Below are 24268 nucleotides of genomic sequence, written 5' to 3' on the forward strand. Positions count from 1 at the left end.
AGATTGGGGTTTTCTCTTCTAAGGTTCTGCTTGGCAGTCATGCCATTCCCCATCGCCCCTGGAGTTCACATGTCGCTGCGATCCATCGCCCTGCTTTCGTTCTGCGTGTTGTTGGCTGCGTGCAGCAAGGTCAATCAGGAAAACTACTCCAAGCTTTCGGCCGGCATGGCCAAGGCCGAGGTTGAAACCCTGTTGGGCAAACCCGCCGATTGCTCCGGCGCGCTCGGCATGTCCAGTTGCACCTGGGGCGACAAGAACAGCTTTATCAGCGTGCAGTTCGCCGGTGACAAAGTGTTGATGTTTTCCGGCCAAGGCCTGAAGTAAACCGGGGCGACGTGCCCACGGGAGAAAAACAATGAAGCGGTTATTGATAATGCTTTTTGCCGGCCTGGTATTGGCCGGCTGTGCCACTTCTGGCCAGGATCCGTTGGCGCCCAAGACTGCCAACAGCGTCAACCTCAAGCGCTACCAGGGCACCTGGTACGAGTTGGCCCGTCTGCCGATGTATTTCCAGCGCGACTGCGCGCAATCCGAAGCCCATTACACGCTGTTGCCCGATGGCAATGTTGCGGTGTTGAACCGCTGCCTGACTGCGCAGTGGCAATGGGAAGAGGTCAAGGGCACGGCCTATCCACAGGTGCCGGGCAAAACCGACAAATTGTGGGTCGAGTTCGATACCTGGTTTTCGAGGTTGATTCCGGGTGTTGCCAAGGGCGAATACTGGGTGCTGTATGTCAGCGATGACTACAAGACAGCCATAGTCGGCGACCCAAGCCGCAAGTACCTTTGGTTGCTGTCGCGCACGCCGACCGTGAACGGTGTGGTGCGTGAAGAACTGCTGAGCAAGGCGCGTCAGCAGGGTTACGACACCACGCGACTGATCTGGCGGGCGTCGGATACGCAGATGGCCAAGACCTCGAACTAGCGGTGTGACTCAAAAAAAGATCGCAGCCTTCGGCAGCTCCTACAGGGATCAACTGATTCTGCAGGAGCTGCCGAAGGCTGCGATCTTTTGCTTTTAACCTAGAAGTTCGCGCAGGACTTGAGTGAAGGCGCGGTTGCTCTCTTCTTCATCAGCATGTCGGCCATCTCGTACGACCCACTGCCCATTCACCAGCACATCGCGCACCTGACGATCGCCACCGGCAAACAGCCAGCGATTCAAAATCCCGTCACCACTGGCCGTTGCCAGATACGGATCGTTGCCGTCCAGCACCAGCCAATCCGCACGCTTGCCAACCTCCAACGCACCAATCGGCTGCCCCAACGCCTGCGCGCCGCCATCGAGCGCGGCATCAAACAGCGTGCGCCCGACCATCGGCTGATCCGCGCCATACAAGCGGTTGCGCCGCTGGTCACGCAGACGCTGGCCGTATTCCAGCCAACGCAATTCTTCCACCACGCTCAACGACACATGGCTATCGGACCCGATGCCCATGCGCCCGCCCTGAGCGAGGAAATCCACCGCCGGGAAAATCCCGTCGCCCAGGTTGGCTTCGGTGGTCAGGCACAGGCCGGCAATGGCGCGGCTCTTGGCCATCGACGTGACTTCTTCCGGGTTGGCGTGAGTCGCGTGGACCAGGCACCAGCGCTGATCGACCTCGACATTCTCGTACAGCCATTGCAACGGACGTCGGCCGCTCCAGCTCAGGCAGTCGTCGACTTCTTTCTGCTGTTCGGCGATGTGAATGTGCACCGGGCACTGTTTGTCGCTGGCCGCCAGCACTTCGCTGATCTGCTGGGGCGTGACCGCCCGTAGCGAGTGGAAACACAACCCGAGCGACTGCGCCTTTTGTTGCGCCAGGACGGGTTGCAACCGCGATTGCAGCTTGAGGTAATTTTCGGTGCTGTTGATAAAGCGGCGCTGACCTTCGTTCGGTGTCTGGCCGCCGAAACCTGCGTGGCTGTAGAGCACCGGCAACAGGGTCAAACCGATACCGGCCGAACTGGCGGCCTGGCTGATGCGCAGGGCCAGTTCGGCCGGGTCGGTGTAAGGCTGGCCATTGAGGTCATGGTGCACGTAATGAAATTCCGCCACCGAGGTGTAACCGGCCTTGAGCATTTCGATGTACAGCTGACGGGCGATGACGCCGAGTTGTTCCGGGCTGATTTTTCCGACGAGGCGATACATCAAATCGCGCCAGGTCCAGAAACTGTCGTTCGGATTGCCCGCCACTTCCGCCAGCCCGGCCATGGCCCGCTGGAAGGCGTGGGAGTGCAGATTCGGCATGCCCGGCAGTAGCGGACCGCTCAACCGCTCGGCGCCGTCTGCATGGGAATCGGCCTGGATATGGGTCAAGACGCCGTCGGCGCTGACCTCAAGACGTACATTGTTGGCCCATCCACTAGGCAGCAGCGCGCGTTCGGCAAAGAAGGCGGACATGGTTCAGCACCCCATCGTGTGTTATTTGTATATACATATACAGACGTTTGCCTGCCCGGTAAACTCCGGCAAGCTAGCGATATTCACTAAACGACCAAGGATTAACCGTGCCGACTCCGCCTCCAGTTTCTCCGTTGGCCGCGAACATGGGCGACAGTCCGGCGCCCTTGTACGCCCGCGTCAAACAGATGATTACCCAGCAAATCGACAGTGGTAACTGGCCGCCACACTATCGCGTGCCGTCGGAAAGCGAGCTGGTCAGCCAGCTTGGCTTCAGCCGCATGACCATCAACCGCGCCCTGCGCGAGATGACCGCCGATGGCCTGCTGGTGCGCATGCAAGGTGTCGGCACGTTCGTCGCCGAGCCGAAAAGCCAGTCTGCCCTGTTTGAAGTGCACAACATCGCCGACGAGATTGCGTCCCGTGGACATCGTCACACCTGCCAGGTGATCACCCTGGAAGAAGAGGCCGCCGGTTCCGAGCGCGCCCTGGCCCTGGACATGCGCGAAGGGCAGAAGGTGTTCCATTCGTTGATCGTACATTTCGAAAACGGCATTCCGGTGCAAATCGAAGACCGTTTCGTCAATGCGTTGGTGGCGCCGGAATACCTCAAGCAGGACTTCACCCTGCAAACGCCTTACGCCTACCTAAACCAGGTCGCGCCGCTGACCGAAGGCGAACACGTGGTCGAGGCCATTCTGGCTGAGCCGTCCGAGTGCAAATTGCTGCAGATTGAAAAAGGCGAGCCGTGCCTGCTGATCCGTCGCCGCACCTGGTCCGGGCGTCAGCCGGTGACGGCGGCTCGATTGATCCACCCCGGTTCCCGTCATCGTCTGGAAGGTCGGTTCCATAAATGAGCAGTCTGAACGTTTTACGTGCCGTCGATTACCCACGCATGCCATGGAAAAACGGCGGCGGCAGTACCGAAGAAATCACCCGCGATGCCGGTACCGGTCTGGATGGGTTTGGCTGGCGCCTGTCGATTGCCGACATTGGTGAGTCGGGCGGCTTCTCCACCTTCGCCGGGTATGAGCGGGTGATCACCGTGTTGCAGGGCGACGGCATGACGCTGACCGTGGATGGTCAAAGCACCCGCCCACTGTTACCGCTCGATCCGTATGCATTCAGTGGTGAGAGCAAGGTTTCCTGCACATTGCTGGGCGGCCCGATTCGCGATTTCAACCTGATCTACGCGCCGCAGCGATACAGTGCGCGGTTGCAGTGGCTAAGTGGTGAACAGCGGTTCTTCAGCTCGGCGGGCACGGTGTTGGTGTTCAGTGTCAGCGAAGCATTGGAAGTGAAGGTCGGTAACAGTGCTTCGCAGCTTGGTCGGCATGATTGTTTGCAACTGGGCGGTAACACCGGTCTGCTGGACGTATCCGTCAATGGCGCCTGCTGTGTGATTGAGCTGGCTGCACGCTGATTCAAAATCCTTAAAAGATCGCAGCCTTCGGCAGCTCCTACATTGGAATGCGTACATTCTGTAGGCGCTGCTGGAGGCTGCGATCTTTTGCTTTTCAGCGTTCCCCAAAGCGCACCACTTTGTTACCGAACGCCCCAGCGTGGCGCAAAACCACGCTCAAGTAACAGCGCGCACTCTCCCCGGAAAATCCCCCCGAAAAATTTCATCTTCGCCAGAACCCGTGTTTCAGGCGCTTTCCAGCCATTTCAGAATTTTTCTTGAATGCTCATCCAACAAGTTGGCCGCTTGATTGCATATGCTTGTATGTACAAGTAAAGACGTATGCGTATGAGTCACGAAGACTCAACCGTCGTCCACTGATTCGCCGGTGTGCACTGATGCCCATCGGCTTGCTCGCCCACTGCCTGGGTTGGTTTTGGATTGATTGCTGAGGAGTTCTTTTCGTGACTAAATTTCGTGACGTTGAAATCCGCGCTGCCCGCGGTAACAAGCTGACCGCCAAGAGCTGGCTGACCGAAGCGCCGCTGCGCATGCTGATGAACAACCTCGACCCGGAAGTCGCCGAGAACCCTAAAGAACTGGTGGTTTACGGTGGTATCGGTCGTGCGGCACGTAACTGGGAATGCTACGACAAGATCGTTGAAAGCCTGACCAACCTGAACGACGACGAGACCCTGCTGGTGCAATCCGGCAAGCCGGTCGGCGTGTTCAAGACTCACACCAACGCCCCGCGCGTACTGATCGCCAACTCCAACCTGGTTCCACACTGGGCGAGCTGGGAGCACTTCAACGAACTCGACGCCAAAGGCCTGGCCATGTACGGCCAGATGACCGCGGGCAGCTGGATCTACATCGGCAGCCAGGGCATCGTCCAGGGCACCTACGAAACCTTCGTCGAAGCCGGTCGCCAGCATTACAACGATGACCTCAAAGGCAAGTGGGTACTGACCGCTGGCCTGGGCGGTATGGGCGGCGCTCAACCACTGGCAGCAACCCTGGCCGGCGCGTGCTCGCTGAACATTGAATGCCAGCAGGTCAGCATCGATTTCCGCCTGAAAAGCCGCTATGTCGACGAGCAGGCGACCGACCTCGACGACGCGCTGGCTCGCATCGCCAAATACACCAAAGAAGGCAAAGCGATTTCCATCGCCCTGCTGGGTAACGCGGCTGAAATCCTCCCGGAACTGGTCAAGCGCGGCGTGCGCCCGGACATGGTCACCGACCAGACCAGCGCCCACGATCCGCTCAACGGCTACCTGCCGGCCGGTTGGACCTGGGACCAGTACCGCGAACGTGCCAAGACTGAACCAGCCGCTGTCATCAAAGCCGCCAAGCAATCGATGGCTGTGCACGTTAAAGCCATGCTGGACTTCCAGAAAATGGGTGTGCCGACCTTCGACTACGGCAACAACATCCGCCAGATGGCCCAGGAAGAAGGCGTGGAAAACGCATTCGACTTCCCAGGCTTCGTACCGGCTTACATCCGTCCGCTGTTCTGCCGTGGCATCGGCCCGTTCCGTTGGGCTGCATTGTCGGGCAACGCCGAAGACATCTACAAAACCGACGCCAAGGTCAAAGAGCTGATCCCGGACGACGCCCACCTGCACAACTGGCTGGACATGGCCCGTGAGCGCATCAGCTTCCAGGGTCTGCCGGCACGTATCTGCTGGGTTGGCCTGGGCCTGCGCGCCAAGCTCGGCCTGGCATTCAACGAAATGGTCCGCAGCGGTGAGCTGTCGGCGCCGATCGTTATCGGTCGCGACCACCTGGACTCCGGTTCGGTCGCCAGCCCGAACCGTGAAACCGAATCGATGCAGGACGGTTCCGACGCTGTGTCCGACTGGCCACTGCTCAACGCTTTGCTGAACACCGCAAGCGGCGCGACCTGGGTTTCCCTGCACCACGGCGGCGGCGTCGGCATGGGCTTCTCCCAGCATTCGGGCATGGTGATTGTCTGCGACGGTACTGACGAAGCGGCCGAGCGTATCGCTCGCGTTCTGCACAACGACCCGGCAACCGGCGTTATGCGTCACGCCGATGCCGGTTACCAGATCGCGATTGACTGCGCCAAGGAACAAGGCCTGAACCTGCCGATGATTACTGGCAAGTAATGCTTGCCCTGTAGGAGCTGCCGAAGGCTGCGATCTTTTGAACTTGATCCTTTAAAGGCAAAAGATCGCAGCCTCGTTTCACTCGACAGCTCCTACGGGGGATTAAACCAACCCAGAATAACAATCCACAGAGGTTGAACCATGGCTGTTAACAGCGAACGTGCAGGCAACAAACCGTTGATCGAGAAGCGCTCGATCGACTACATCCCGGAAGCGGAGAGACACGGTCGTCTGTTCAGCCAGTTCACCTTGTGGATGGGTGCCAACCTGCAGATCACCGCGATTGTCACCGGGGCCCTGGCCGTGGTGCTGGGCGGTGATGTGTTCTGGTCGTTGATCGGTTTGCTGATTGGGCAATTGCTCGGCGGCGGCGTGATGGCGCTGCATGCCGCGCAAGGTCCCAAGCTTGGCCTGCCGCAGATGATCTCCAGCCGTGTGCAGTTCGGTGTGTATGGCGCGGCCATCCCGATCGTCCTCGTGTGCTTGATGTACCTCGGTTTCACCGCAACGGGCACGGTACTTTCCGGCCAGGCGCTGGGCCAGCTGTTTGGCGTCAGCGACAGCGTCGGGATCCTTCTTTTTGCCAGCGTCATCGTGCTGGTCACGGTGCTCGGTTATCGGGTGATCCACTGGATCGGCCGTGTCGCCAGCGTCATTGGCGTGATTGCCTTCGTTTATCTGTTCTGGCGCCTGATGAGCCAGACCGACGTCGGCGCACTCCTGCAAATCCGCCACTTCAGCTGGAGCAGCTTCCTGTTGGCGGTGTCGCTCGCGGCCTCCTGGCAGATCGCCTTCGGCCCCTACGTGGCTGACTATTCGCGTTACCTGCCGAGCAAGGTTTCTTCAGTGAAAACCTTTTTCGCCGCTGGCGCAGGTTCGGTGATTGGCGCGCAGGTGGCGATGGTCCTCGGCGTGTTCGCTGCCGCTTCGGCAAACGGGCAATTCGCTGGTCACGAAGTGGCCTACATCGTAGGCCTGGGCGGTACCGGTGCCACCGCTGCGTTGCTGTACTTCAGCATCGCGTTCGGCAAGGTCACCATCTCCACACTGAACTCCTACGGCAGCTTCATGTGCATCGCGACCATCATCAGCGGCTTTCGTGGTGACCTGAAGGTAACGCGCTTGCAGCGTCTGGTCTTCGTGCTGGCCATCGTCGGTGCTGCAACCCTGATGGCGTTGCTCGGTCAGCACTCGTTCCTCGGTGCGTTCAAGTCGTTCATCCTGTTCTTGCTGGCGTTCTTCACGCCATGGAGCGCGATCAACCTGGTGGACTACTACTGCATCACCCGCGAGCGCTATGACGTGCCGGCACTGGCCGATCCGAATGGTCGCTACGGTCGTTGGAACCTTCTCGGTATCAGCGTCTATGTTTTCGGTGTGCTGGTGCAGTTGCCGTTCATTTCCACCAAGTTCTATACCGGCTCAATGGTCGCGGCCCTGGGTGATGTGGATATTTCCTGGATCATCGGCCTGGTGCTGCCCGCCGCCGTGTATTACGTGTGTGCAAAAAAATGGCACGGCAGCGTGCCCGATCAATTGATTCTGCCGGTCGAGCAGGTCAGCGTTGAACAACCAACAACAAGCGGGGCTGGTCGCGCTGCGGCGCAGGCCTGAGTGGACGTGGATAGGGCTGGATGCCTCTTGACTGCCGTAAGCCAATTCATGATTAGGAGCGTCAATACAATGAAATCGAACAAGACCCTGCTGACCACATTGCTTTCCATGGGCCTGCTGGCCAGCGCCGGCGCCACCCAGGCGGCGGGTTGGTGCGAGTCGGGTAAACCGGTGAAATTCGCTGGCCTGAACTGGGAAAGCGCCATGCTCCTGACCGACGTGATGCAAGTCGTGCTGGAGAAAGGCTACGACTGCAAGACCGACAGCCTGCCGGGTAACTCCATCACCATGGAAAACGCCCTCAGCAGCAACGACATTCAAGTGTTCGCCGAAGAGTGGGTTGGCCGCAGCGAAGTCTGGAACAAGGCCGAGAAGGCCGGCAAAGTCGTCGGCGTTGGCGCACCTGTAGTGGGCGCCATCGAAGGCTGGTACGTGCCGCGCTACGTGATCGAAGGCGACGCCAAGCGCAAGCTGGAAGCCAAGGCCCCGGACCTGAAAAACATCGCCGACCTGGCCAAATACTCCGCCGTGTTCAAAGACGCGGAAGAGCCGGCCAAGGGTCGCTTCTACAACTGCCCGGCCGGCTGGACCTGTGAGCTCGACAACAGCGAAATGCTCAAGAGCTACGGCCTGGAAAGCACCTACACCAACTTCCGCCCGGGCACCGGCCCGGCACTGGATGCCGCTGTGCTGTCGAGCTACAAGCGTGGCGAGCCGATCCTGTTCTACTACTGGTCGCCAACGCCGCTGATGGGCCAGATCGACGCGGTGAAACTCGAAGAAAAGCCGGGCGTGAACAAGACCGTGACCATCAAGGTCGGCTTGTCCAAGACCTTCCACGAAGAAGCCCCGGAACTGGTGGCGGTGCTGGAAAAGGTCAACGTGCCAATCGACCTGCTGAATCAGAACCTGGGTCGCATGAGCAAGGAACGCATCGAGTCGCCAAAACTGGCCAAGATCTTCCTGAAGGAACATCCTGAAGTCTGGCACGCGTGGGTGAGCGAAGACGCAGCCAAGAAAATCGACGCGGCCTTGTAGGTTGAGTTTCTCCGGCTGTCGGCAGCGGCAGCCGGACGCTTGATCGCAAACCCTTGATTGAGAGTCTCTTATGTTTCCCGAAAGCTTTACCTTTTCCATCGCCGACTGGGTCAACGGTTGGGTCGATTCGCTGGTGACCAACTACGGCGACGTCTTCCGCAGCATTTCCGACACCCTACTGTGGGCCATCGTCAATCTCGAAAGCCTGCTGCGCGCAGCGCCATGGTGGTTGATGCTGGCCATCGTCGCCGGCGTGGCCTGGCACGCGACCCGCAAGGTGGTGACCACCGCCGTGATCGTCGGTCTGTTGTTCCTGGTGGGCGCCGTCGGCCTTTGGGACAAACTGATGCAGACCCTGGCGCTGATGATGGTGGCGACGGTCATTTCGGTGCTGATCGGCATTCCGCTGGGCATCCTCTCGGCGCGCAGCAATCGTCTGCGTTCGGTGCTGATGCCGCTGCTGGACATCATGCAGACCATGCCGAGCTTCGTGTACCTGATCCCGGTGCTAATGCTGTTCGGTCTGGGCAAGGTCCCGGCGATTTTCGCCACGGTGATCTACGCCGCGCCGCCGCTGATCCGCCTGACCGATCTGGGCATTCGCCAGGTCGACGGCGAAGTGATGGAAGCCATCAACGCCTTCGGCGCCAACCGCTGGCAGCAACTGTTCGGCGTGCAACTGCCGCTGGCCTTGCCGAGCATCATGGCGGGTATCAACCAGACGACCATGATGGCCCTGTCGATGGTGGTGATTGCCTCGATGATCGGTGCCCGTGGCTTGGGTGAAGACGTGCTGGTGGGGATTCAGACCCTCAACGTCGGACGCGGCCTTGAAGCCGGTCTGGCGATCGTGATTCTGGCAGTGGTGATCGACCGCATTACACAGGCGTACGGTCGGCCACGGCATGAGGTGAGCAAATGAACAACGCAACCGTGAGCAAGATCGAAGTCAAAAACGTCTTCAAGATTTTCGGCAACCGTTCCAAGGATGCGCTGGCCATGGTCGGCCAGGGCAAGACCAAGGAGCAGGTGTTGTCCGAAACCGGCTGCGTGGTTGGGGTCAACGACCTGTCGTTGAGCATCGGCAGCGGCGAAATCTTCGTGATCATGGGCCTGTCGGGTTCCGGCAAATCCACGCTGGTACGCCACTTCAATCGCTTGATCGACCCGACCAGCGGCGCGATCCTGGTGGACGGTGTGGACATCCTGCAATACGACATGGAAGCCCTGCGCGAATTTCGTCGCCGCAAGATCAGCATGGTGTTCCAGAGCTTCGGCCTGCTGCCGCACAAGAGCGTGCTGGACAACGTCGCCTACGGCCTCAAGGTCCGTGGTGAAAGCAAAGCCCTGTGCAGCGAACGCGCCTTGCACTGGATCAATACCGTGGGCCTCAAGGGCTACGAAAACAAATACCCGCACCAGCTGTCGGGCGGCATGCGCCAGCGTGTCGGCCTGGCCCGCGCACTGGCGGCTGATACCGACATCATCCTGATGGACGAAGCCTTCAGCGCCCTCGACCCGCTGATCCGCGCAGAGATGCAGGACCAGTTGCTGGAACTGCAAAAGACCCTGCACAAGACCATCGTCTTCATCACCCACGACCTCGACGAGGCCGTGCGCATCGGCAACCGCATCGCGATCCTCAAGGATGGCCGCCTGATCCAGGTCGGCACACCGAAAGAGATCCTGCATTCGCCGGCGGATGAATATGTCGACCGGTTCGTGCAGCGTCGGGCGGCGGTGGTTTAAGGCTCCAAAAGATCGCAGCCTCCGGCAGCTCCTACAGAAGCGAGCCGTACTCGATGTAGGAGCTGCCGAAGGCTGCGATCTTTTGATTTTGTTTAGATGAGGTTAAAGATGTCCCAGGCTGAAAAAATCGTTATCACCCAAGCGCAGGTCACCTGGCAGGACGTGGTCGCCGTGGCCCGCGATGGCGCACAGCTCGAACTGTCGGCGCCGATCTGGGCGCGCATCGAAAACGCTCAGGCCATCGTCCAGCGTATCGTCACCAGCGGTGAACGTGCCTACGGCATCAACACCGGCCTGGGCGCGCTGTGCAACGTCTCGCTGCAGGATGAACAACTCAGCCAATTGTCGCGCAACACCTTGCTCAGCCATGCCTGCGGCGTAGGCGCGCCATTGCCCGACGAGCAGACGCGCTCGATCATGTGCGCCGCCGTCGTCAACTACAGCCATGGCAAATCCGGCCTGCATCGTCAGGTGGTCGAAGCACTGCTGGCGCTGCTCAACCGTGGCATCACCCCGCAAGTACCGTCCCAGGGTTCCGTGGGCTACCTGACTCACATGGCGCACATCGGCATCGCGCTGTTGGGCGTCGGCAATGTCAGCTATCGCGGGCAAGTTGTTTCCGCGCAACAGGCGCTGGCCGAAGAAGGTCTGCAACCGGTCAAGCTGGGTGCCAAAGATGGCTTGTGCCTGGTCAACGGCACGCCGTGCATGACCGGCCTGAGCTGCCTGGCAATTGCCGACGCCACGCGCCTGCTGGAATGGGCCGACGTGATCGGCGCCATGAGTTTCGAAGCCCAGCGTGGGCAGATCGACGCGTTCGACGCCGAGATCATCGCGCTCAAGCCGCACCCTGGCATGCAGCAGGTTGGCATCAACCTGCGCGCCTTGCTCGACGGCAGCGAAGTGATCGCCCAGAGCAAAGGCATCCGCACTCAGGACGCCCTGAGCATCCGCTCGATCCCGCAGGTGCACGGCGCCGCGCGCGATCAGCTGGTGCATGCGATCAAGCAGATCGAAACCGAACTCAACAGCGCCACCGATAACCCATTGGTGTTGGGCACCGCGGACAACTACCGCGTCGTTTCCCAAGCCAACCCGCACGGCCAGTCCGTGGCCATGGCAGCGGACCTGCTGGCCATCGCCATGGCGGAAATCGGCTCCATCGCCGAGCGTCGCCTGGACCGTTTGATCAACCCGCACGTCAGCGGTCTGCCGGCATTTCTGGTGGCCAACCCCGGGGTGAATTCCGGGATGATGATCGTGCAATACGTCGCCGCTTCGCTGTGTGCGGAAAACCGTCAGCTGGCGCAACCGGCTGTGCTGGATAACTACGTGACTTCGGGCTTGCAGGAAGACCACCTGAGCCTGGGGACCAACGCCGCGCTGAAGCTGCACCGCGCCCTGGAAAACTGCACGCAGATCCTCGCCATCGAATACTTGTTGGCGGCCCAGGCGTTTGAATTCTTGAAAGAACAACGTTTTGGCGCGGGCACCGATGCCGCATGGCGTCTGCTGCGTGAGCGGGTGCCGGCCTACGATCAGGATCGCTGGCTGGCGCCGGACATTGCCGCCGCTGCCGGTGTGTTGAAAGAAGCAAATTTGCTGCACAAGACATTGCCGAACCTGAACTGATTTCTACATAAGCCAGCGTGCCAAGGCGCCAGCCCCCCAAAAGGTGGGAAGCGACGGACAACGGACATCTCCGGAGCGTCTGGTTAGTTAATAAAAACTCTCAAAAGGAGAATGAACGTGACTGCGCTTAATTTGATCCCCGGCCAACTGACCCTCGCTCAACTGCGTGACGTGTATCAGCAAGCGGTGAAACTGACCCTCGACAACAGCGCTTCGGCGCAGATCGAAGCCAGCGTTGCCTGCGTGGAACAGATCCTCGCCGAGAACCGCACCGCTTACGGCATTAACACCGGTTTCGGCCTGCTGGCCTCGACCCGCATCGCCAGCGAAGACCTGGAAAACCTGCAGCGCTCGCTGGTGCTGTCCCACGCTGCCGGTGTCGGTCAACCGATCAGCGATGACCTGGTGCGGCTGATCATGGTGCTCAAGGTCAACAGCCTGAGCCGTGGTTTCTCCGGCATCCGCCGGGTGGTGATCGACGCGCTGATCACCCTGATCAACGCCGAGGTTTACCCGCACATTCCACTGAAAGGTTCGGTAGGTGCTTCCGGTGACTTGGCGCCACTGGCCCACATGTCGCTGGTACTGCTGGGCGAAGGCAAGGCGCGTTACAAAGGCGAGTGGATGGAAGCCACCGAAGCGCTGAAAGTCGCCGGTCTGACCCCGCTGACCCTGGCCGCGAAAGAAGGGTTGGCGCTGCTTAACGGCACGCAAGTATCCACCGCGTTTGCCCTGCGTGGTCTGTTCGAAGGCGAAGACTTGTTCGCCGGCGCCCTGGCTCTCGGTGGCCTGACCGTTGAAGCGGTATTGGGCTCGCGCTCGCCGTTTGACGCGCGCATCCACGCTGCCCGTGGCCAGAAAGGCCAGATCGACGCCGCTGCCGCTTACCGCGATCTGCTGGGCGAGCGCAGCGAAGTCTCTGACTCCCATGAAAACTGTGAGAAGGTGCAAGACCCGTACTCCCTGCGCTGCCAGCCGCAAGTCATGGGCGCGTGCTTGACCCAGTTCCGTCAGGCGGCCGAAGTGCTGGCCGTCGAGGCCAACGCGGTCTCCGACAACCCGTTGGTTTTCGCGGCTGAAGGCGACGTGATTTCCGGCGGTAACTTCCACGCCGAGCCGGTGGCCATGGCCGCAGACAACATGGCGTTGGCCATCGCTGAAATCGGCTCCCTGAGCGAGCGCCGTATCTCGCTGATGATGGACAAACACATGTCGCAACTGCCGCCGTTCCTGGTGGCCAATGGAGGCGTTAACTCCGGCTTCATGATCGCCCAAGTGACCGCTGCCGCACTGGCCAGCGAGAACAAGGCCCTGTCCCATCCGCATTCGGTGGACAGCCTGCCGACCTCCGCCAACCAGGAAGACCATGTGTCGATGGCTCCGGCTGCGGGCAAGCGTCTGTGGGAAATGGCCGAGAACACACGCGGGATTCTCGCGGTGGAATGGCTGGCGGCGGTGCAGGGCCTGGACCTGCGCAACGGTCTGAAGACGTCGACGAAGCTGGAAAAGGCTCGCGCCATTCTGCGTAAAGAAGTGCCGTTTTATGAGAAGGACCGGTTCTTTGCACCGGACATCAATGCGGCCAGCGAGTTGTTGGCGTCGCGTTGCCTGAACGAACTGATCGCGGCCAAGTTGCTGCCTAGCCTTTAATGGATCCCCTGTAGGAGCTGCCGCAGGCTGCGATCTTTTGATCTTGCATTTAAAGATCGCAGCCTCGTTGCACTCGACAGCTCCTACAGAGGAATGCATACCCTGTGGGAGCGCGATCAGATTTTGAATTTTGTGGAGACTAAGGGATGAAAACCCTCTGGCAACACTGCCACGTCGCAACCATGGCGCAAGGTGTCTACTCGATCATCGAGGACGCGGCGATCGTGACGTCCGGTGCGCTCATCGAGTGGATCGGCCCGCGCGCTGAACTGCCGGCGGGCGAGTACCCGGCCGTCAACGATTTGAACGGGGCCTGGGTTACGCCGGGCCTGATCGACTGCCACACCCACACGGTGTTCGGCGGTAACCGCAGCGGTGAATTCGAGCAGCGCCTGCAAGGCGTCAGCTACGCGGAAATTGCCGCTGCCGGGGGTGGCATCGCCAGCACCGTACGTGCCACCCGTGCTGCAAGTGAGGACGAGCTGTTCGTCAGCGCCGCTAAACGTCTGAAAAGCCTGATGCGCGATGGCGTCACCAGCATCGAAATCAAGTCCGGCTACGGTCTGGACCTGGCCAACGAACGCAAGATGCTTCGCGTGGCCCGCCGCCTCGGTGCCGAACTGCCAGTCAGCGTGCGCGCCACTTGCCTGGCCGCTCACGCCTTGCCACCCGAATACAAGGATCGCGCCGACGACTACATCGATCACATCTGCGCCGACATGCTCCCAGCGCTGGCCGCCGAAGGACTCGTGGATGCGGTGGATGCATTTTGCGAATACCTGGCGTTCTCGCCCGAGCAGGTCGAGCGCGTCTTCATTACTGCTCAGGAACTGGGTTTGCCGGTGAAGCTGCACGCCGAGCAATTGTCGTCGCTGCACGGTTCCAGCCTCGCGGCGCGTTACCACGCGCTGTCCGCCGATCACCTGGAATTCATGACCGAGGACGACGCCATTGCCATGGCGAAATCCGGCACGGTCGCGGTGCTGTTGCCCGGCGCGTTCTACTTCCTGCGCGAAACCCAATTGCCGCCGATGGAAGCCCTGCGCAAGCACGGCGTGAAAATTGCCATCGCCAGCGACCTTAACCCGGGCACCTCGCCGGCGCTGTCGTTGCGCCTGATGCTGAACATGGCGTGCACCTGTTTCCGCATGACCCCGGAAGAAACCCTGGCCGGCGCGACGATTCACGCTGCCACGGCCTTGGGCATGGCTGACACCCACGGTTCGCTGGAGGCCGGCAAGGTGGCGGATTTCGTCGCCTGGCAAATCGATCGTCCGGCCGACCTGTGTTACTGGTTGGGCGGCGACCTGGAAAAACGCGTCGTGCGCCACGGCGTCGAAACGAGTCTGTAGGAGAGCAGTTGTGGATAAGGTTCTGAATTTCAAACAAGGCCGCGTACCGCTGCTGATCAGCATGCCTCACGCCGGTGTGCGCCTGACACCTGCGGTTGAAGCCGGGCTGATTCCCGACGCGAAAAGCCTGCCGGACACCGACTGGCACATCCCGCAGCTTTACGACTTCGCCGCCGAACTGGGCGCCAGCACCCTGGCCGCCGAGTACTCGCGGTTCGTCATCGATCTTAACCGGCCGTCCGACGACAAGCCTTTGTACGTGGGGGCGACCACCGGCCTGTACCCGGCCACGCTGTTCGACGGCATACCGTTGTTCCGCGAAGGGCTGGAGCCGTCGAAAGACGAACGCGCAACCTATCTTGAGCAGATCTGGACGCCGTATCACAACACTTTGCAAAACGAACTGGCGCGCCTGAAAGCCGAGTTCGGCTATGCGCTGCTGTTCGATGCGCACTCGATCCGCTCGATCATTCCGCACCTGTTCGACGGCAAGCTGCCGGACTTCAACCTCGGCACGTTCAACGGCGCCAGTTGCGATCCACTGCTTGCCACGCAACTGGAAGCGATCTGTGCCGGGCATCCGGACTACAGCCATGTGCTCAACGGGCGCTTCAAGGGCGGCCACATCACCCGGCATTACGGTAACCCGGCAGAAAACATTCATGCGGTGCAGCTGGAACTGGGGCAGTGCACGTACATGGAAGAGTTTGAGCCGTTCCGTTATCGGCCGGATCTGGCGGAGCCGACGCGGGTGGTGTTGAAGGAATTGCTGCAAGGGTTGTTGGCTTGGGGTCAAAAACACCACCAACGCTGAAGATCAAAAGATCGCAGCCTTTGGCAGCTCCCACAGGTGTTCGCAATGCCATGTAGGAGCTGCCGAAGGCTGCGATCTTTTTTGTCGCCTCTGTGCAAATCTCAGTCGCCACAGTTCGCTTTTACCGCTCGTCTGCTGCGTAATGTTCTGCCCACGGTGCACAAAGACACCGGCCGACAATAATCCGCTGCCGCACGAGAATGCTCCCTATGACAAGCCCCAAAGGTCTGTTCACCCGCTGTCTCTCAATCTTCTGCGGTACCGCTCTGTTGAGCGCCGGCGCCATGGCCGCTGATGACGCGTCCTGTAAAACCGTACGCATGGGCGTGGTCAACTGGACCGACGTGATCGCCACCAGCGGCATGGCCGATGTGTTGCTCAACGGCCTCGGCTACGAAAGCAAGCAAACCAGCGCCGTGCAGCAAATCATCTTCGCCGGCATCCGCGACAAGCGCCTGGACATCTTCCTCGGTTACTGGAAGCCGGCGATGGACAAGAACATCGCACCCTTCGTGGCGGCCAATCAGGTCAAGGTGATGGACAAACCAAGCCTGGCGGACGCCCAGGCCACGCTCGCCGTTCCTGACTATGTGGCAGCGGCCGGTCTGAAAACCTTCGCCGACATCGCCAGATTCAAAGACCAGCTCGGCGGCAAGATTTACGGTATCGAGCCGGGCAGCGGCGCCAACACCACGATCAAGACCATGATCGAAACCAATCATTTTGGCCTCAAGGACTTCAAACTGATCGAGTCCGGTGAAGCCGGTATGCTTGCCGCCGTTCAGCGCGCGGTGAATCGCAAGGAGTTCGTGGTGTTCGTCGGCTGGACGCCGCACCCGATGAACATCAACATGAAGATCGACTATCTGACCGGCAGCGAAGACGTTTATGGTCCGAATGAAGGCGCTGCGACAGTCTCCACCGTGACCGCGCCGGATTACGCCCAGCGCTGCCCGAACGTCAATCGTCTGCTGGAAAACCTGACCTTCACCGCTGCCCAGGAAAGCCAGTTGATGGTGCCGATCATGGAGCGCCAGACGCCTCAGGATGTCGCGAAAAAATGGCTGCGTGACCATCCGCAAGATCTGCAGCGCTGGCTGGCCGGTGTCAGCAGTTTCGATGGCAAGGACGGCGTGGCCACGGTTCAGGCGAGCCTGAAAAACTGATGGCGACCTATCCTTTATCCGAACAACTTTCGGCGTTCGTCGACAAAACCCTGAGCTTCAACAGCACCGAAAGCAGCCTGGATGGATTGCGCCAGGCCTACAGCGAGATGTGCCGGGCATTTACTCCGCCACGTCCCGCCGGGCTTTATGTCGTCGATTTTGAATTGGCCGGAGTGGCGGTGCGGTCATACCAACCGCCGGTCTCATCGTCTACCGATGCTGTTCCGTGCATCGTTTACCTGCATGGCGGCGGCTGGGTGGTAGGGGATCTGGATTCCCATGATTTCATCTGCGCGGAATTGGCCTCGACACTGGGCGTGATGGTGATCGCCGTCGATTACCGTCTGGCGCCCGAGCATCCGTTTCCGGCGGCGTTCGACGATTGCCTGAAAGTCTGGCGGGCGCTACGCACGGGGCCCTTTCAACTGGACCCAGGACGTACGCTGGTGGCGGGTGACAGCGCCGGCGGCAATCTTGCGGCTGCGCTGTGCCTGGCCTTACGCGATGCCGGTGAGCCGTTGCCGGCGGCGCAGGTTCTGATCTACCCGGGGCTGGGTGGCGATCACCGTTTAGCGTCGCGCAGTGAATGTTTTGACGCACCGTTGCTCAGCAGCAGTGATCTGGATTGTTACCACGCATTGTACTTGCGTGGCACGGCAAAGCCGGGCGCTTACGCGATGCCGCTCTTGGCCACGGATTTCAGTGGGCTGCCACCGGCATGGATTGCCGTGGCGCAATTCGATCCGTTGCGCGATGACGGCATGCTTTACGCCGAGCGCCTGAACGCCGCCGGTGTGACGGCGACCTTGTACTACGGCGAAGGGTTGATACACGGTTGTTTGCGAGCGCGGGGGCAGGCTGCCGAGGTGGATGCGTTGTACGAAACGCTGCTCAGGTATCTCGCGGAAAAACTCTGACCCTGCAAGGGCATGCTCATTGACGTAAATCGGGTTTATGATGCCCAACGGCAGAATAATAGAAGTCCCCACAGGGATGACCTCGACCCCTTACGGAGCGCGCAATGCAGACTTTGTACCCGCAGATCAAACCCCACGCCCGGCACGATCTGGCCGTCGACGCGACTCACACGCTGTATGTCGACGAAAGCGGTTCACCGGAAGGTTTGCCGGTGGTGTTCATTCACGGCGGCCCCGGCGCCGGGTGTGATGCCCAGAGCCGTCGGTACTTCGATCCAAACCTGTATCGCATTGTCACCTTCGACCAGCGCGGTTGCGGCCGCTCCACGCCCCACGCGAGCCTGGAAAACAACACCACCTGGGATCTGGTCGCCGACCTTGAGCGTATCCGTAAACACCTGGGCATCGACAAATGGGTGCTGTTCGGTGGCTCCTGGGGTTCGACCCTGGCACTGGCTTATGCGCAAACCCATCCAGAGCGCGTGCACGGTCTGATCCTGCGCGGGATTTTTCTCTGCCGTCCCCAGGAAATCGAGTGGTTCTATCAGGCCGGTGCCAGCCGTCTGTTCCCCGATTACTGGCAGGACTACGTGGCGCCGATCCCGTTGGACGAGCGTGACGACCTGCTCAATGCTTTCCACAAACGCCTGACCGGCAATGATCAGATTGCCCAGATGCACGCGGCCAAAGCCTGGTCGCTGTGGGAAGGCCGGACCGCGACCCTGCGTCCGAACCCGTTGGTGGTCGATCGTTTCTCCGAACCTCAACGGGCGCTGTCGATTGCCCGCATCGAATGCCACTACTTCACCAACAACGCCTTCCTTGAGCCGAACCAGTTGATTCGCGACATGGGCAAGATCGCGCACTTGCCCGGCGTGATTGTCCATGGCCGCTACGACGTGATCTGTCCATTGGACAACGCTTGGGAACTGCACCAGGCCTGGCCGAACAGCGAGCTGCAAGTCATTCGCGACGCCGGGCACGCCGCTTCCGAGCCGGGCATCACCGACGCCTTGGTGCGTGCCGCCGATCAGATGGCGCGACGCCTGCTCGATCTGGCCCCTGACGAAGCATGAAGGGTTTGCTGCAGCGCGTGCGTGGCGCGCGCGTCGAGGTCGCGGGCGAGGTAGTGGGTGCGGTCGAGCAGGGTCTGCTGGTGCTGGTGGCTGTCGAGCCCGACGACACGCGGGCCAGCGCCGACAAACTTCTCAATAAGCTGCTTAACTATCGAGTGTTCAGCGACGCCGAGGGCAAGATGAATTTGTCCTTGGCGGACGTGGGCGGCGGGTTGCTGCTGGTCTCACAGTTCACCCTGGCCGCCGATACCAAGAGCGGGTTGCGCCCGAGTTTCTCGACCGCCGCCCCTCCGGCCCTGGGCGAGGAGCTTTTCGACTATTTATTAGGCAAAGCGAAACAGGTGCATGGCACTGTGGCATCAGGTAGATTCGGCGCGGATATGCAGGTGCACCTGGTCAATGACGGCCCGGTAACCTTCCTGTTACAGACCTGAAAGCGCTTGAAACATCTTTTTAAGCGTATTTCGACTGAAAACAGGCGTTTTTCCCGATAAATACTTTGTTACCCCTGATGCGTTGTAACGCGGCCTACTAGATAATCGCGCGCTACGGGGATCAGCGTTCGTTGGTCCATTTTGACTTAGGTAGAGACTTGTCTGGATCCGATTGGGGAATCATTTTGCCCCAGCGGAGTCGGAACAATGCTCGCCAACTTGGCAAGAGTGGTCTGCAGGACCGGTTTTTATGTACCGGTAACCGTACAGACCCTTTAACTGGCCGTTGGTTTTTTGATCTGTTTTCGGCGAGGGTTGCTCGTGATTGTTAGTCCCTGTAACGCACCAAAATTGTCTGCCAAACGGTTACGTAGCGCTCTGGTAGCGGGCTCTGCTCTGCTCTGCCTGTTCAGCGCCGGCCAGCTTTGGGCATTCAATCTGGATGATGTATCGGTCAAGGCAAAAGAGCTGGCCGGGCAGAAGTACGAAGCGCCGCGCAGTAACCTGCCGAACGAATTCCGCGAGATGAAATTCGCGGACTATCAGAAAATTCGTTTCCTGACTGAAAAGGCCGAATGGGCGGACCAGAAAACCCCGTTCAAGCTGTCGTTCTATCACCAGGGCATGCATTTCGACACGCCGGTGAAAATCAACGAAATCACGGCGAACACCGTCGAAGAGATCAAATACGACCCAAGTCGCTTCGACTTCGGCGATCTCAAATTCGATCCTAAGGCCACTGAACAACTCGGCTATGCCGGTTTCCGTGTGCTGTACCCGATCAACAAGGCTGACAAGCAAGACGAAATCATGACCATGCTCGGCGCGAGTTACTTCCGCGTTGTCGGCAAGGGTCACGTCTACGGTTTGTCCGCCCGTGGCATGGCAATCGACACCGCGTTGCCGTCCGGTGAAGAGTTCCCGCGTTTCCGCGAGTTCTGGATTCAACAGCCGAAGCCGGGCGACAAGCACCTGGTGATCTTCGCCCTGCTGGATTCGCCACGCGCGACCGGTGCCTATCGCCTAACCCTGCGTCCGGGCAGCGACACCATTGTCGACGTCAAGGCACAGATGTTCCTGCGTGACAAAGTCACCAAGCTCGGCGTTGCACCGCTGACCAGCATGTACCTGTTCGGCGCCAATCAGCCGTCGAAAGTGCTGAACTATCGTCGTGAACTGCACGATTCCAGCGGTCTGTCGATCCACGCCGGCAACGGCGAGTGGATCTGGCGCCCACTGAACAACCCGAAACACCTGGCCGTGAGCAACTTCTCGGTCGAAAACCCGCGTGGTTTCGGCTTGCTGCAACGTGGTCGTGACTTCAGCCACTACGAAGACCTCGACGACCGCTACGACAAGCGTCCGAGCGCCTGGATCGAACCGAAGGGCGACTGGGGCAAGGGCTCCGTCGATCTGGTAGAGATTCCGACTGCTGACGAAACCAACGACAATATCGTGGCGTTCTGGAGCCCGGAAAAGCTGCCGGAACCTGGCCAGCCGCTTGATGTCGCTTATCGTATGCACTGGACCATGGACGAAGCTTCGATTCACGCGCCGGACAGCGCCTGGGTCAAGCAGACCTTGCGTTCCACCGGTGACGTCAAACAGTCCAACCTGATTCGTCAGCCGGACGGTAGCGTGGCGTACCTGGTGGACTTCGAAGGCCCGTCGCTGGCGGCATTGCCGGCCGATGCGGATGTTCGCAGCCAGGTCAGCGTGGGTGATAACGCCGAAATCGTTGAAAACAGCGTGCGTTACAACCCTGAAACCAAAGGCTGGCGCCTGACCTTGCGCATGAAGATCAAGGACCCGAGCAAGTCCACCGAAATGCGTGCTGCCCTGGCGCAGCCTGTCGTGACGGCTGACCTGACCAAATCGGCGCTCCCGGCGTCGAACTCGTCCGTTGCCAAGGCCGACAAAGTCGCCGCCAAGCAGCAGGAGAAAACAGACAAGGAAGCCAAGCAAGCCGACGCCAAGCAGGCCGAAGCCAAGCCGGTTGCAGATGCCAAGGACAAGGCCAATACAGACGCCAAGCAGCCTGCCGCTGCTGACGCGGCCCCAGCCACACCGGAATCGGCGCCGACTGAAGAAGTCCTGACCGAGACCTGGAGCTATCAGTTGCCTGCCGATGAGTAATTCTCAAGTACAGCCAGAAACTCTTTCCGAGTATCTGGCGCATCTGCCGATGACCGACCAGCAGCGCGCGGAACTCGCGGGCTGCAAGTCCTTCAGCGAACTGCACGAACGCCTGTCGTCCTCCACGTTCGACGCCCCGAACGAGGCCGCCCAGGCTTCGGTGGGCAAGCGCCTGACCCTGAGCACCGCCGAAGAGTTGCAGGACGCCGAAATGCTGGCGCTCGACGCCAGCGGTCGGGTTTGCCTCAAGGCTACTCCGCCGATTCGCCGGACCAAGGTCGTGCCGGAGCCGTGGCGTACCAACATCCTGGTACGCGGCTGGCGCCGGATGACCGGTCGTACCAACCCGCCGAAGCCGCCGAAGGACGAACGTGTCCTGCCGGCCGCGCGCTGGCGCACCGTGGGGTCGATCCGTCGCTATATCCTGCTGGTGCTGATGCTCGGCCAGACCATCGTCGCCGGCTGGTACATGAAAGGCATCATGCCGTACCAGGGCTGGTCATTCGTTGACCTTGAAGAAGTCCTGCACCAACCGCTGCTGCAAACCGCCACGCAAGTGCTGCCATACGCGTTGCAAACCAGCATCCTGATTCTGTTCGGGATTCTGTTCTGCTGGGTGTCGGCCGGTTTCTGGACGGCGTTGATGGGCTTCCTTGAGTTGCTCACCGGTCACGACAAGTACCGGATCTCCGGCAAAAGCGCCGGCAACGAGCCGATTCCGAAAGATGCGCGCACCGCGCTGGTGATGCCGATCTGCAACGAAGACGTGCCGCGTGTATTCGCCGGTCTGCGGGCGACCTTCGAGTCGGTTGCAGCCACGGGTGATCTGGACCGTTTTGACTTCTTCGTGCTCAGCGACAGTAACGACGCCGATATCTGCGTCGCTGAACAGCAAGCCTGGCTGGACGTCTGCCGGGAAGCCGGTGGCTTCGGCAAGATCTTCTATCGCCGCCGCCGCCGTCGCGTAAAACGTAAAAGCGGCAACCTCGACGACTTCTGCCGTCGTTGGGGCGGTGACTACAAGTACATGGTCGTCCTCGACGCCGACTCCGTGATGAGCGGCGAGTGCCTGACCAGTCTGGTGCGCTTGATGGAAGCCACGCCGGACGCCGGGATTATCCAGACCGCGCCGCGTGCGTCGGGCATGGACACCCTGTATGCGCGCATGCAGCAGTTCGCCACCCGTGTGTACGGTCCGCTGTTCACCGCCGGCCTGCACTTCTGGCAGCTGGGCGAATCGCACTACTGGGGCCACAACGCGATCATCCGCATGAAGCCGTTCATCGAGCACTGCGCCTTGGCGCCGTTGCCGGGTAAGGGCGCGTTCGCCGGTGCGATCCTGTCCCACGACTTCGTTGAAGCCGCGCTGATGCGCCGTGCCGGTTGGGGCGTGTGGATTGCCTATGACTTGCCGGGCAGCTACGAAGAACTGCCGCCGAACCTGCTGGACGAACTCAAGCGTGACCGTCGCTGGTGCCATGGCAACCTGATGAACTTCCGCCTGTTCCTGGTCAAGGGTATGCACCCGGTACACCGCGCGGTGTTCCTGACCGGCGTGATGTCTTACCTGTCGGCGCCGCTGTGGTTCTTCTTCCTGGTGTTGTCGACGGCGCTGTTGGCGGTCAATACGCTGATGGAACCGCAGTACTTCCTTGAACCGCGTCAGCTCTACCCGCTGTGGCCACAATGGCACCCGGACAAGGCGATCGCGCTGTTCTCGACCACCATCGTGCTGCTGTTCCTGCCGAAGCTGTTGAGCATCATCCTGATCTGGGCCAAGGGCGCGAAAGAGTTCGGTGGCAAGTTCAAGGTGACCTTGTCGATGCTGCTGGAGATGTTGTTCTCCATGCTGCTGGCGCCGGTGCGGATGATTTTCCACACCCGCTTCGTGCTGGCCGCGTTCCTCGGCTGGGCTGCGACCTGGAACTCGCCACAACGTGACGACGACTCCACGCCATGGAGCGAAGCGGTCAAGCGCCACGGCCCGCAAACCTTGCTGGGCTTCTTCTGGGCCTTGCTGGTGATCTGGCTGAACCCGAGCTTCCTGTGGTGGCTGGTGCCAATCGTCGGATCGCTGATGCTGTCGATCCCGGTCTCGGTGATCTCCAGCCGTGTTGGTCTGGGCCTTAAGTCCCGCGACGAGAGCCTGTTCCTCATCCCTGAGGAATACAATCCGCCACAGGCCTTGCTGGCAACCGACCAGTACACCCACGAAAACCGTTACCACGCCTTGAACGACGGCTTCGTGCGTTCGGTGGTCGACCCACAGCAGAACGCCCTGGCGTGCTCGCTGGCGACCTCCCGGCACAATCAGGCCGAGCCGATTGAGTGGCTGCGGATCGAGCGGGTTCGCCATGCAATGAAGGTTGGTCCTGAGGGCCTGACCAACAACGAGCGTGTGCAACTGTTGAGCGATCCGGTGGCACTGGCTCGCTTGCATGAGCAGGTCTGGAACGAAGGTCATCCGGATTGGCTGGGTGCGTGGCGCAAGTCGGTCAAGGCTGACCCGCATGCGCCGCTGTTGCCGCTACGACCGGTGAGCTTGCAAGCCCAACCGGCCTGATAAAGAAAACCCCGCGGATCAGCGGGGTTTTTTTTGCCTTAGTAATCCCAAACCTTTGTGCAAACGAATGAGTACTTCAAGCCAGGGACTTTGCCGGGATCGCCGGTCTGTCGGTGTCAGGACCTCTAAACGCAGCGGTCTTGGCGGCCGCTAATCGCTAGCAGGCTAGCTCCCACAAGTGGACCTGTGGTGTTCACACCAATAGCTCCC

Annotated in this window: 20 protein-coding genes; 19 read left to right on the forward strand and 1 reads right to left on the reverse strand. The window is 60.4% G+C overall.

The genetic code is table 11. The annotated features are described in order from the left end of the window. The first annotated feature begins 69 nt into the window (after nucleotides 1-69). Nucleotides 70-324, forward strand: a complete 255-nt coding sequence (locus tag KVG88_RS29100; RefSeq protein ID WP_056725770.1) for a hypothetical protein — start codon at nucleotides 70-72, stop codon at nucleotides 322-324. A gap of 31 nt (nucleotides 325-355) precedes the next feature. Next, on the forward strand, nucleotides 356-925 hold the full coding sequence (locus tag KVG88_RS29105) for a lipocalin family protein (protein WP_217873428.1): 570 nt from the start codon (nucleotides 356-358) through the stop codon (nucleotides 923-925). Nucleotides 926-1018: 93 nt separating this feature from the next. Here KVG88_RS29105 and KVG88_RS29110 read toward each other — a convergent pair whose 3' ends face one another. Beyond that, on the reverse strand, nucleotides 1019-2383 hold the full coding sequence (locus KVG88_RS29110) for a formimidoylglutamate deiminase (RefSeq protein ID WP_217873429.1): 1365 nt from the start codon (nucleotides 2381-2383) through the stop codon (nucleotides 1019-1021). A 146-nt stretch (nucleotides 2384-2529) separates the two neighbouring features. Here KVG88_RS29110 and hutC point away from each other — a divergent pair, with 146 nt between their 5' ends. From hutC to mdoH, 17 genes are all read left to right on the forward strand, one after another. Further along, complete coding sequence (gene hutC / locus KVG88_RS29115; RefSeq protein ID WP_191630506.1) at nucleotides 2530-3240, forward strand: histidine utilization transcriptional repressor HutC; 711 nt, start codon at nucleotides 2530-2532, stop codon at nucleotides 3238-3240. After that, the gene (locus tag KVG88_RS29120; RefSeq protein ID WP_217873430.1) at nucleotides 3237-3806 is read left to right on the forward strand and encodes a HutD/Ves family protein; all 570 of its coding nucleotides are present in this window, start codon (nucleotides 3237-3239) and stop codon (nucleotides 3804-3806) included. The genes hutC and KVG88_RS29120 overlap by 4 nt, the downstream gene beginning before the upstream one ends. Before the next feature lie 443 nt (nucleotides 3807-4249). Next, the gene (gene hutU / locus KVG88_RS29125) at nucleotides 4250-5917 is read left to right on the forward strand and encodes a urocanate hydratase (RefSeq protein ID WP_150703376.1); all 1668 of its coding nucleotides are present in this window, start codon (nucleotides 4250-4252) and stop codon (nucleotides 5915-5917) included. A 141-nt stretch (nucleotides 5918-6058) separates the two neighbouring features. Further along, nucleotides 6059-7531 carry a purine-cytosine permease family protein gene (locus KVG88_RS29130; RefSeq protein WP_150703377.1) on the forward strand — a complete coding sequence of 491 codons (1473 nt, stop codon included), beginning with the start codon at nucleotides 6059-6061 and terminating at the stop codon, nucleotides 7529-7531. Nucleotides 7532-7600: 69 nt separating this feature from the next. Then, complete coding sequence (locus tag KVG88_RS29135; RefSeq protein WP_150703378.1) at nucleotides 7601-8569, forward strand: ABC transporter substrate-binding protein; 969 nt, start codon at nucleotides 7601-7603, stop codon at nucleotides 8567-8569. Between the two features lie 70 nt (nucleotides 8570-8639). Next, entirely contained in the window at nucleotides 8640-9491 is an 852-nt protein-coding gene (locus KVG88_RS29140) for an ABC transporter permease (RefSeq protein WP_150703379.1), read from the forward strand. Next, the gene (locus tag KVG88_RS29145) at nucleotides 9488-10318 is read left to right on the forward strand and encodes a quaternary amine ABC transporter ATP-binding protein (RefSeq protein ID WP_150703380.1); all 831 of its coding nucleotides are present in this window, start codon (nucleotides 9488-9490) and stop codon (nucleotides 10316-10318) included. The genes KVG88_RS29140 and KVG88_RS29145 overlap by 4 nt, the downstream gene beginning before the upstream one ends. Before the next feature lie 108 nt (nucleotides 10319-10426). Further along, on the forward strand, nucleotides 10427-11950 hold the full coding sequence (gene hutH, locus KVG88_RS29150; protein WP_217873431.1) for a histidine ammonia-lyase: 1524 nt from the start codon (nucleotides 10427-10429) through the stop codon (nucleotides 11948-11950). Nucleotides 11951-12061: 111 nt separating this feature from the next. Then, a complete protein-coding gene (hutH, locus tag KVG88_RS29155) occupies nucleotides 12062-13600 on the forward strand; it encodes a histidine ammonia-lyase (RefSeq protein WP_217873432.1) in 1539 nt (512 codons plus the stop codon). A 146-nt stretch (nucleotides 13601-13746) separates the two neighbouring features. After that, nucleotides 13747-14952 carry an imidazolonepropionase gene (gene hutI, locus KVG88_RS29160; RefSeq protein ID WP_217873433.1) on the forward strand — a complete coding sequence of 402 codons (1206 nt, stop codon included), beginning with the start codon at nucleotides 13747-13749 and terminating at the stop codon, nucleotides 14950-14952. A gap of 10 nt (nucleotides 14953-14962) precedes the next feature. Next, the gene (gene hutG, locus KVG88_RS29165; protein ID WP_217873434.1) at nucleotides 14963-15766 is read left to right on the forward strand and encodes an N-formylglutamate deformylase; all 804 of its coding nucleotides are present in this window, start codon (nucleotides 14963-14965) and stop codon (nucleotides 15764-15766) included. Between the two features lie 209 nt (nucleotides 15767-15975). After that, nucleotides 15976-16932, forward strand: a complete 957-nt coding sequence (locus tag KVG88_RS29170) for a choline ABC transporter substrate-binding protein (protein WP_150703385.1) — start codon at nucleotides 15976-15978, stop codon at nucleotides 16930-16932. Then, the gene (locus tag KVG88_RS29175; RefSeq protein WP_217873435.1) at nucleotides 16932-17849 is read left to right on the forward strand and encodes an alpha/beta hydrolase; all 918 of its coding nucleotides are present in this window, start codon (nucleotides 16932-16934) and stop codon (nucleotides 17847-17849) included. Before KVG88_RS29170 ends, KVG88_RS29175 begins: the two co-directional genes overlap by 1 nt. Before the next feature lie 104 nt (nucleotides 17850-17953). Further along, on the forward strand, nucleotides 17954-18925 hold the full coding sequence (pip, locus tag KVG88_RS29180; protein ID WP_150703387.1) for a prolyl aminopeptidase: 972 nt from the start codon (nucleotides 17954-17956) through the stop codon (nucleotides 18923-18925). Next, entirely contained in the window at nucleotides 18922-19359 is a 438-nt protein-coding gene (gene dtd, locus KVG88_RS29185; protein ID WP_150703388.1) for a D-aminoacyl-tRNA deacylase, read from the forward strand. The genes pip and dtd overlap by 4 nt, the downstream gene beginning before the upstream one ends. Nucleotides 19360-19680: 321 nt before the next feature. Then, nucleotides 19681-21495, forward strand: coding sequence for a glucan biosynthesis protein G (locus KVG88_RS29190; RefSeq protein WP_150703389.1), 1815 nt, complete (start codon nucleotides 19681-19683; stop codon nucleotides 21493-21495). Then, on the forward strand, nucleotides 21488-24058 hold the full coding sequence (gene mdoH / locus KVG88_RS29195; protein WP_217873436.1) for a glucans biosynthesis glucosyltransferase MdoH: 2571 nt from the start codon (nucleotides 21488-21490) through the stop codon (nucleotides 24056-24058). Before KVG88_RS29190 ends, mdoH begins: the two co-directional genes overlap by 8 nt. Nucleotides 24059-24268 lie beyond the last annotated feature (210 nt).

Origin of the sequence: Pseudomonas azerbaijanoccidentalis (assembly GCF_019145495.1) — a bacterium.
Taxonomy (GTDB): Bacteria; Pseudomonadota; Gammaproteobacteria; order Pseudomonadales; family Pseudomonadaceae; genus Aquipseudomonas; species Aquipseudomonas azerbaijanoccidentalis.

Coding starts and splice junctions, on each gene's coding strand:
- KVG88_RS29100 (WP_056725770.1), top strand. CDS start 70: ATGTCGCTGCGATCCATCGCCCTGCTTTCGTTCTGCGTGTTGTTGGCT.
- KVG88_RS29105 (WP_217873428.1), top strand. CDS start 356: ATGAAGCGGTTATTGATAATGCTTTTTGCCGGCCTGGTATTGGCCGGC.
- KVG88_RS29110 (WP_217873429.1), bottom strand. CDS start 2,383: ATGTCCGCCTTCTTTGCCGAACGCGCGCTGCTGCCTAGTGGATGGGCC.
- hutC (WP_191630506.1), top strand. CDS start 2,530: ATGGGCGACAGTCCGGCGCCCTTGTACGCCCGCGTCAAACAGATGATT.
- KVG88_RS29120 (WP_217873430.1), top strand. CDS start 3,237: ATGAGCAGTCTGAACGTTTTACGTGCCGTCGATTACCCACGCATGCCA.
- KVG88_RS29130 (WP_150703377.1), top strand. CDS start 6,059: ATGGCTGTTAACAGCGAACGTGCAGGCAACAAACCGTTGATCGAGAAG.
- KVG88_RS29135 (WP_150703378.1), top strand. CDS start 7,601: ATGAAATCGAACAAGACCCTGCTGACCACATTGCTTTCCATGGGCCTG.
- KVG88_RS29140 (WP_150703379.1), top strand. CDS start 8,640: ATGTTTCCCGAAAGCTTTACCTTTTCCATCGCCGACTGGGTCAACGGT.
- KVG88_RS29145 (WP_150703380.1), top strand. CDS start 9,488: ATGAACAACGCAACCGTGAGCAAGATCGAAGTCAAAAACGTCTTCAAG.
- hutH (WP_217873431.1), top strand. CDS start 10,427: ATGTCCCAGGCTGAAAAAATCGTTATCACCCAAGCGCAGGTCACCTGG.
- hutH (WP_217873432.1), top strand. CDS start 12,062: ATGAACGTGACTGCGCTTAATTTGATCCCCGGCCAACTGACCCTCGCT.
- hutI (WP_217873433.1), top strand. CDS start 13,747: ATGAAAACCCTCTGGCAACACTGCCACGTCGCAACCATGGCGCAAGGT.
- KVG88_RS29170 (WP_150703385.1), top strand. CDS start 15,976: ATGACAAGCCCCAAAGGTCTGTTCACCCGCTGTCTCTCAATCTTCTGC.
- KVG88_RS29175 (WP_217873435.1), top strand. CDS start 16,932: ATGGCGACCTATCCTTTATCCGAACAACTTTCGGCGTTCGTCGACAAA.
- pip (WP_150703387.1), top strand. CDS start 17,954: ATGCAGACTTTGTACCCGCAGATCAAACCCCACGCCCGGCACGATCTG.
- dtd (WP_150703388.1), top strand. CDS start 18,922: ATGAAGGGTTTGCTGCAGCGCGTGCGTGGCGCGCGCGTCGAGGTCGCG.
- mdoH (WP_217873436.1), top strand. CDS start 21,488: ATGAGTAATTCTCAAGTACAGCCAGAAACTCTTTCCGAGTATCTGGCG.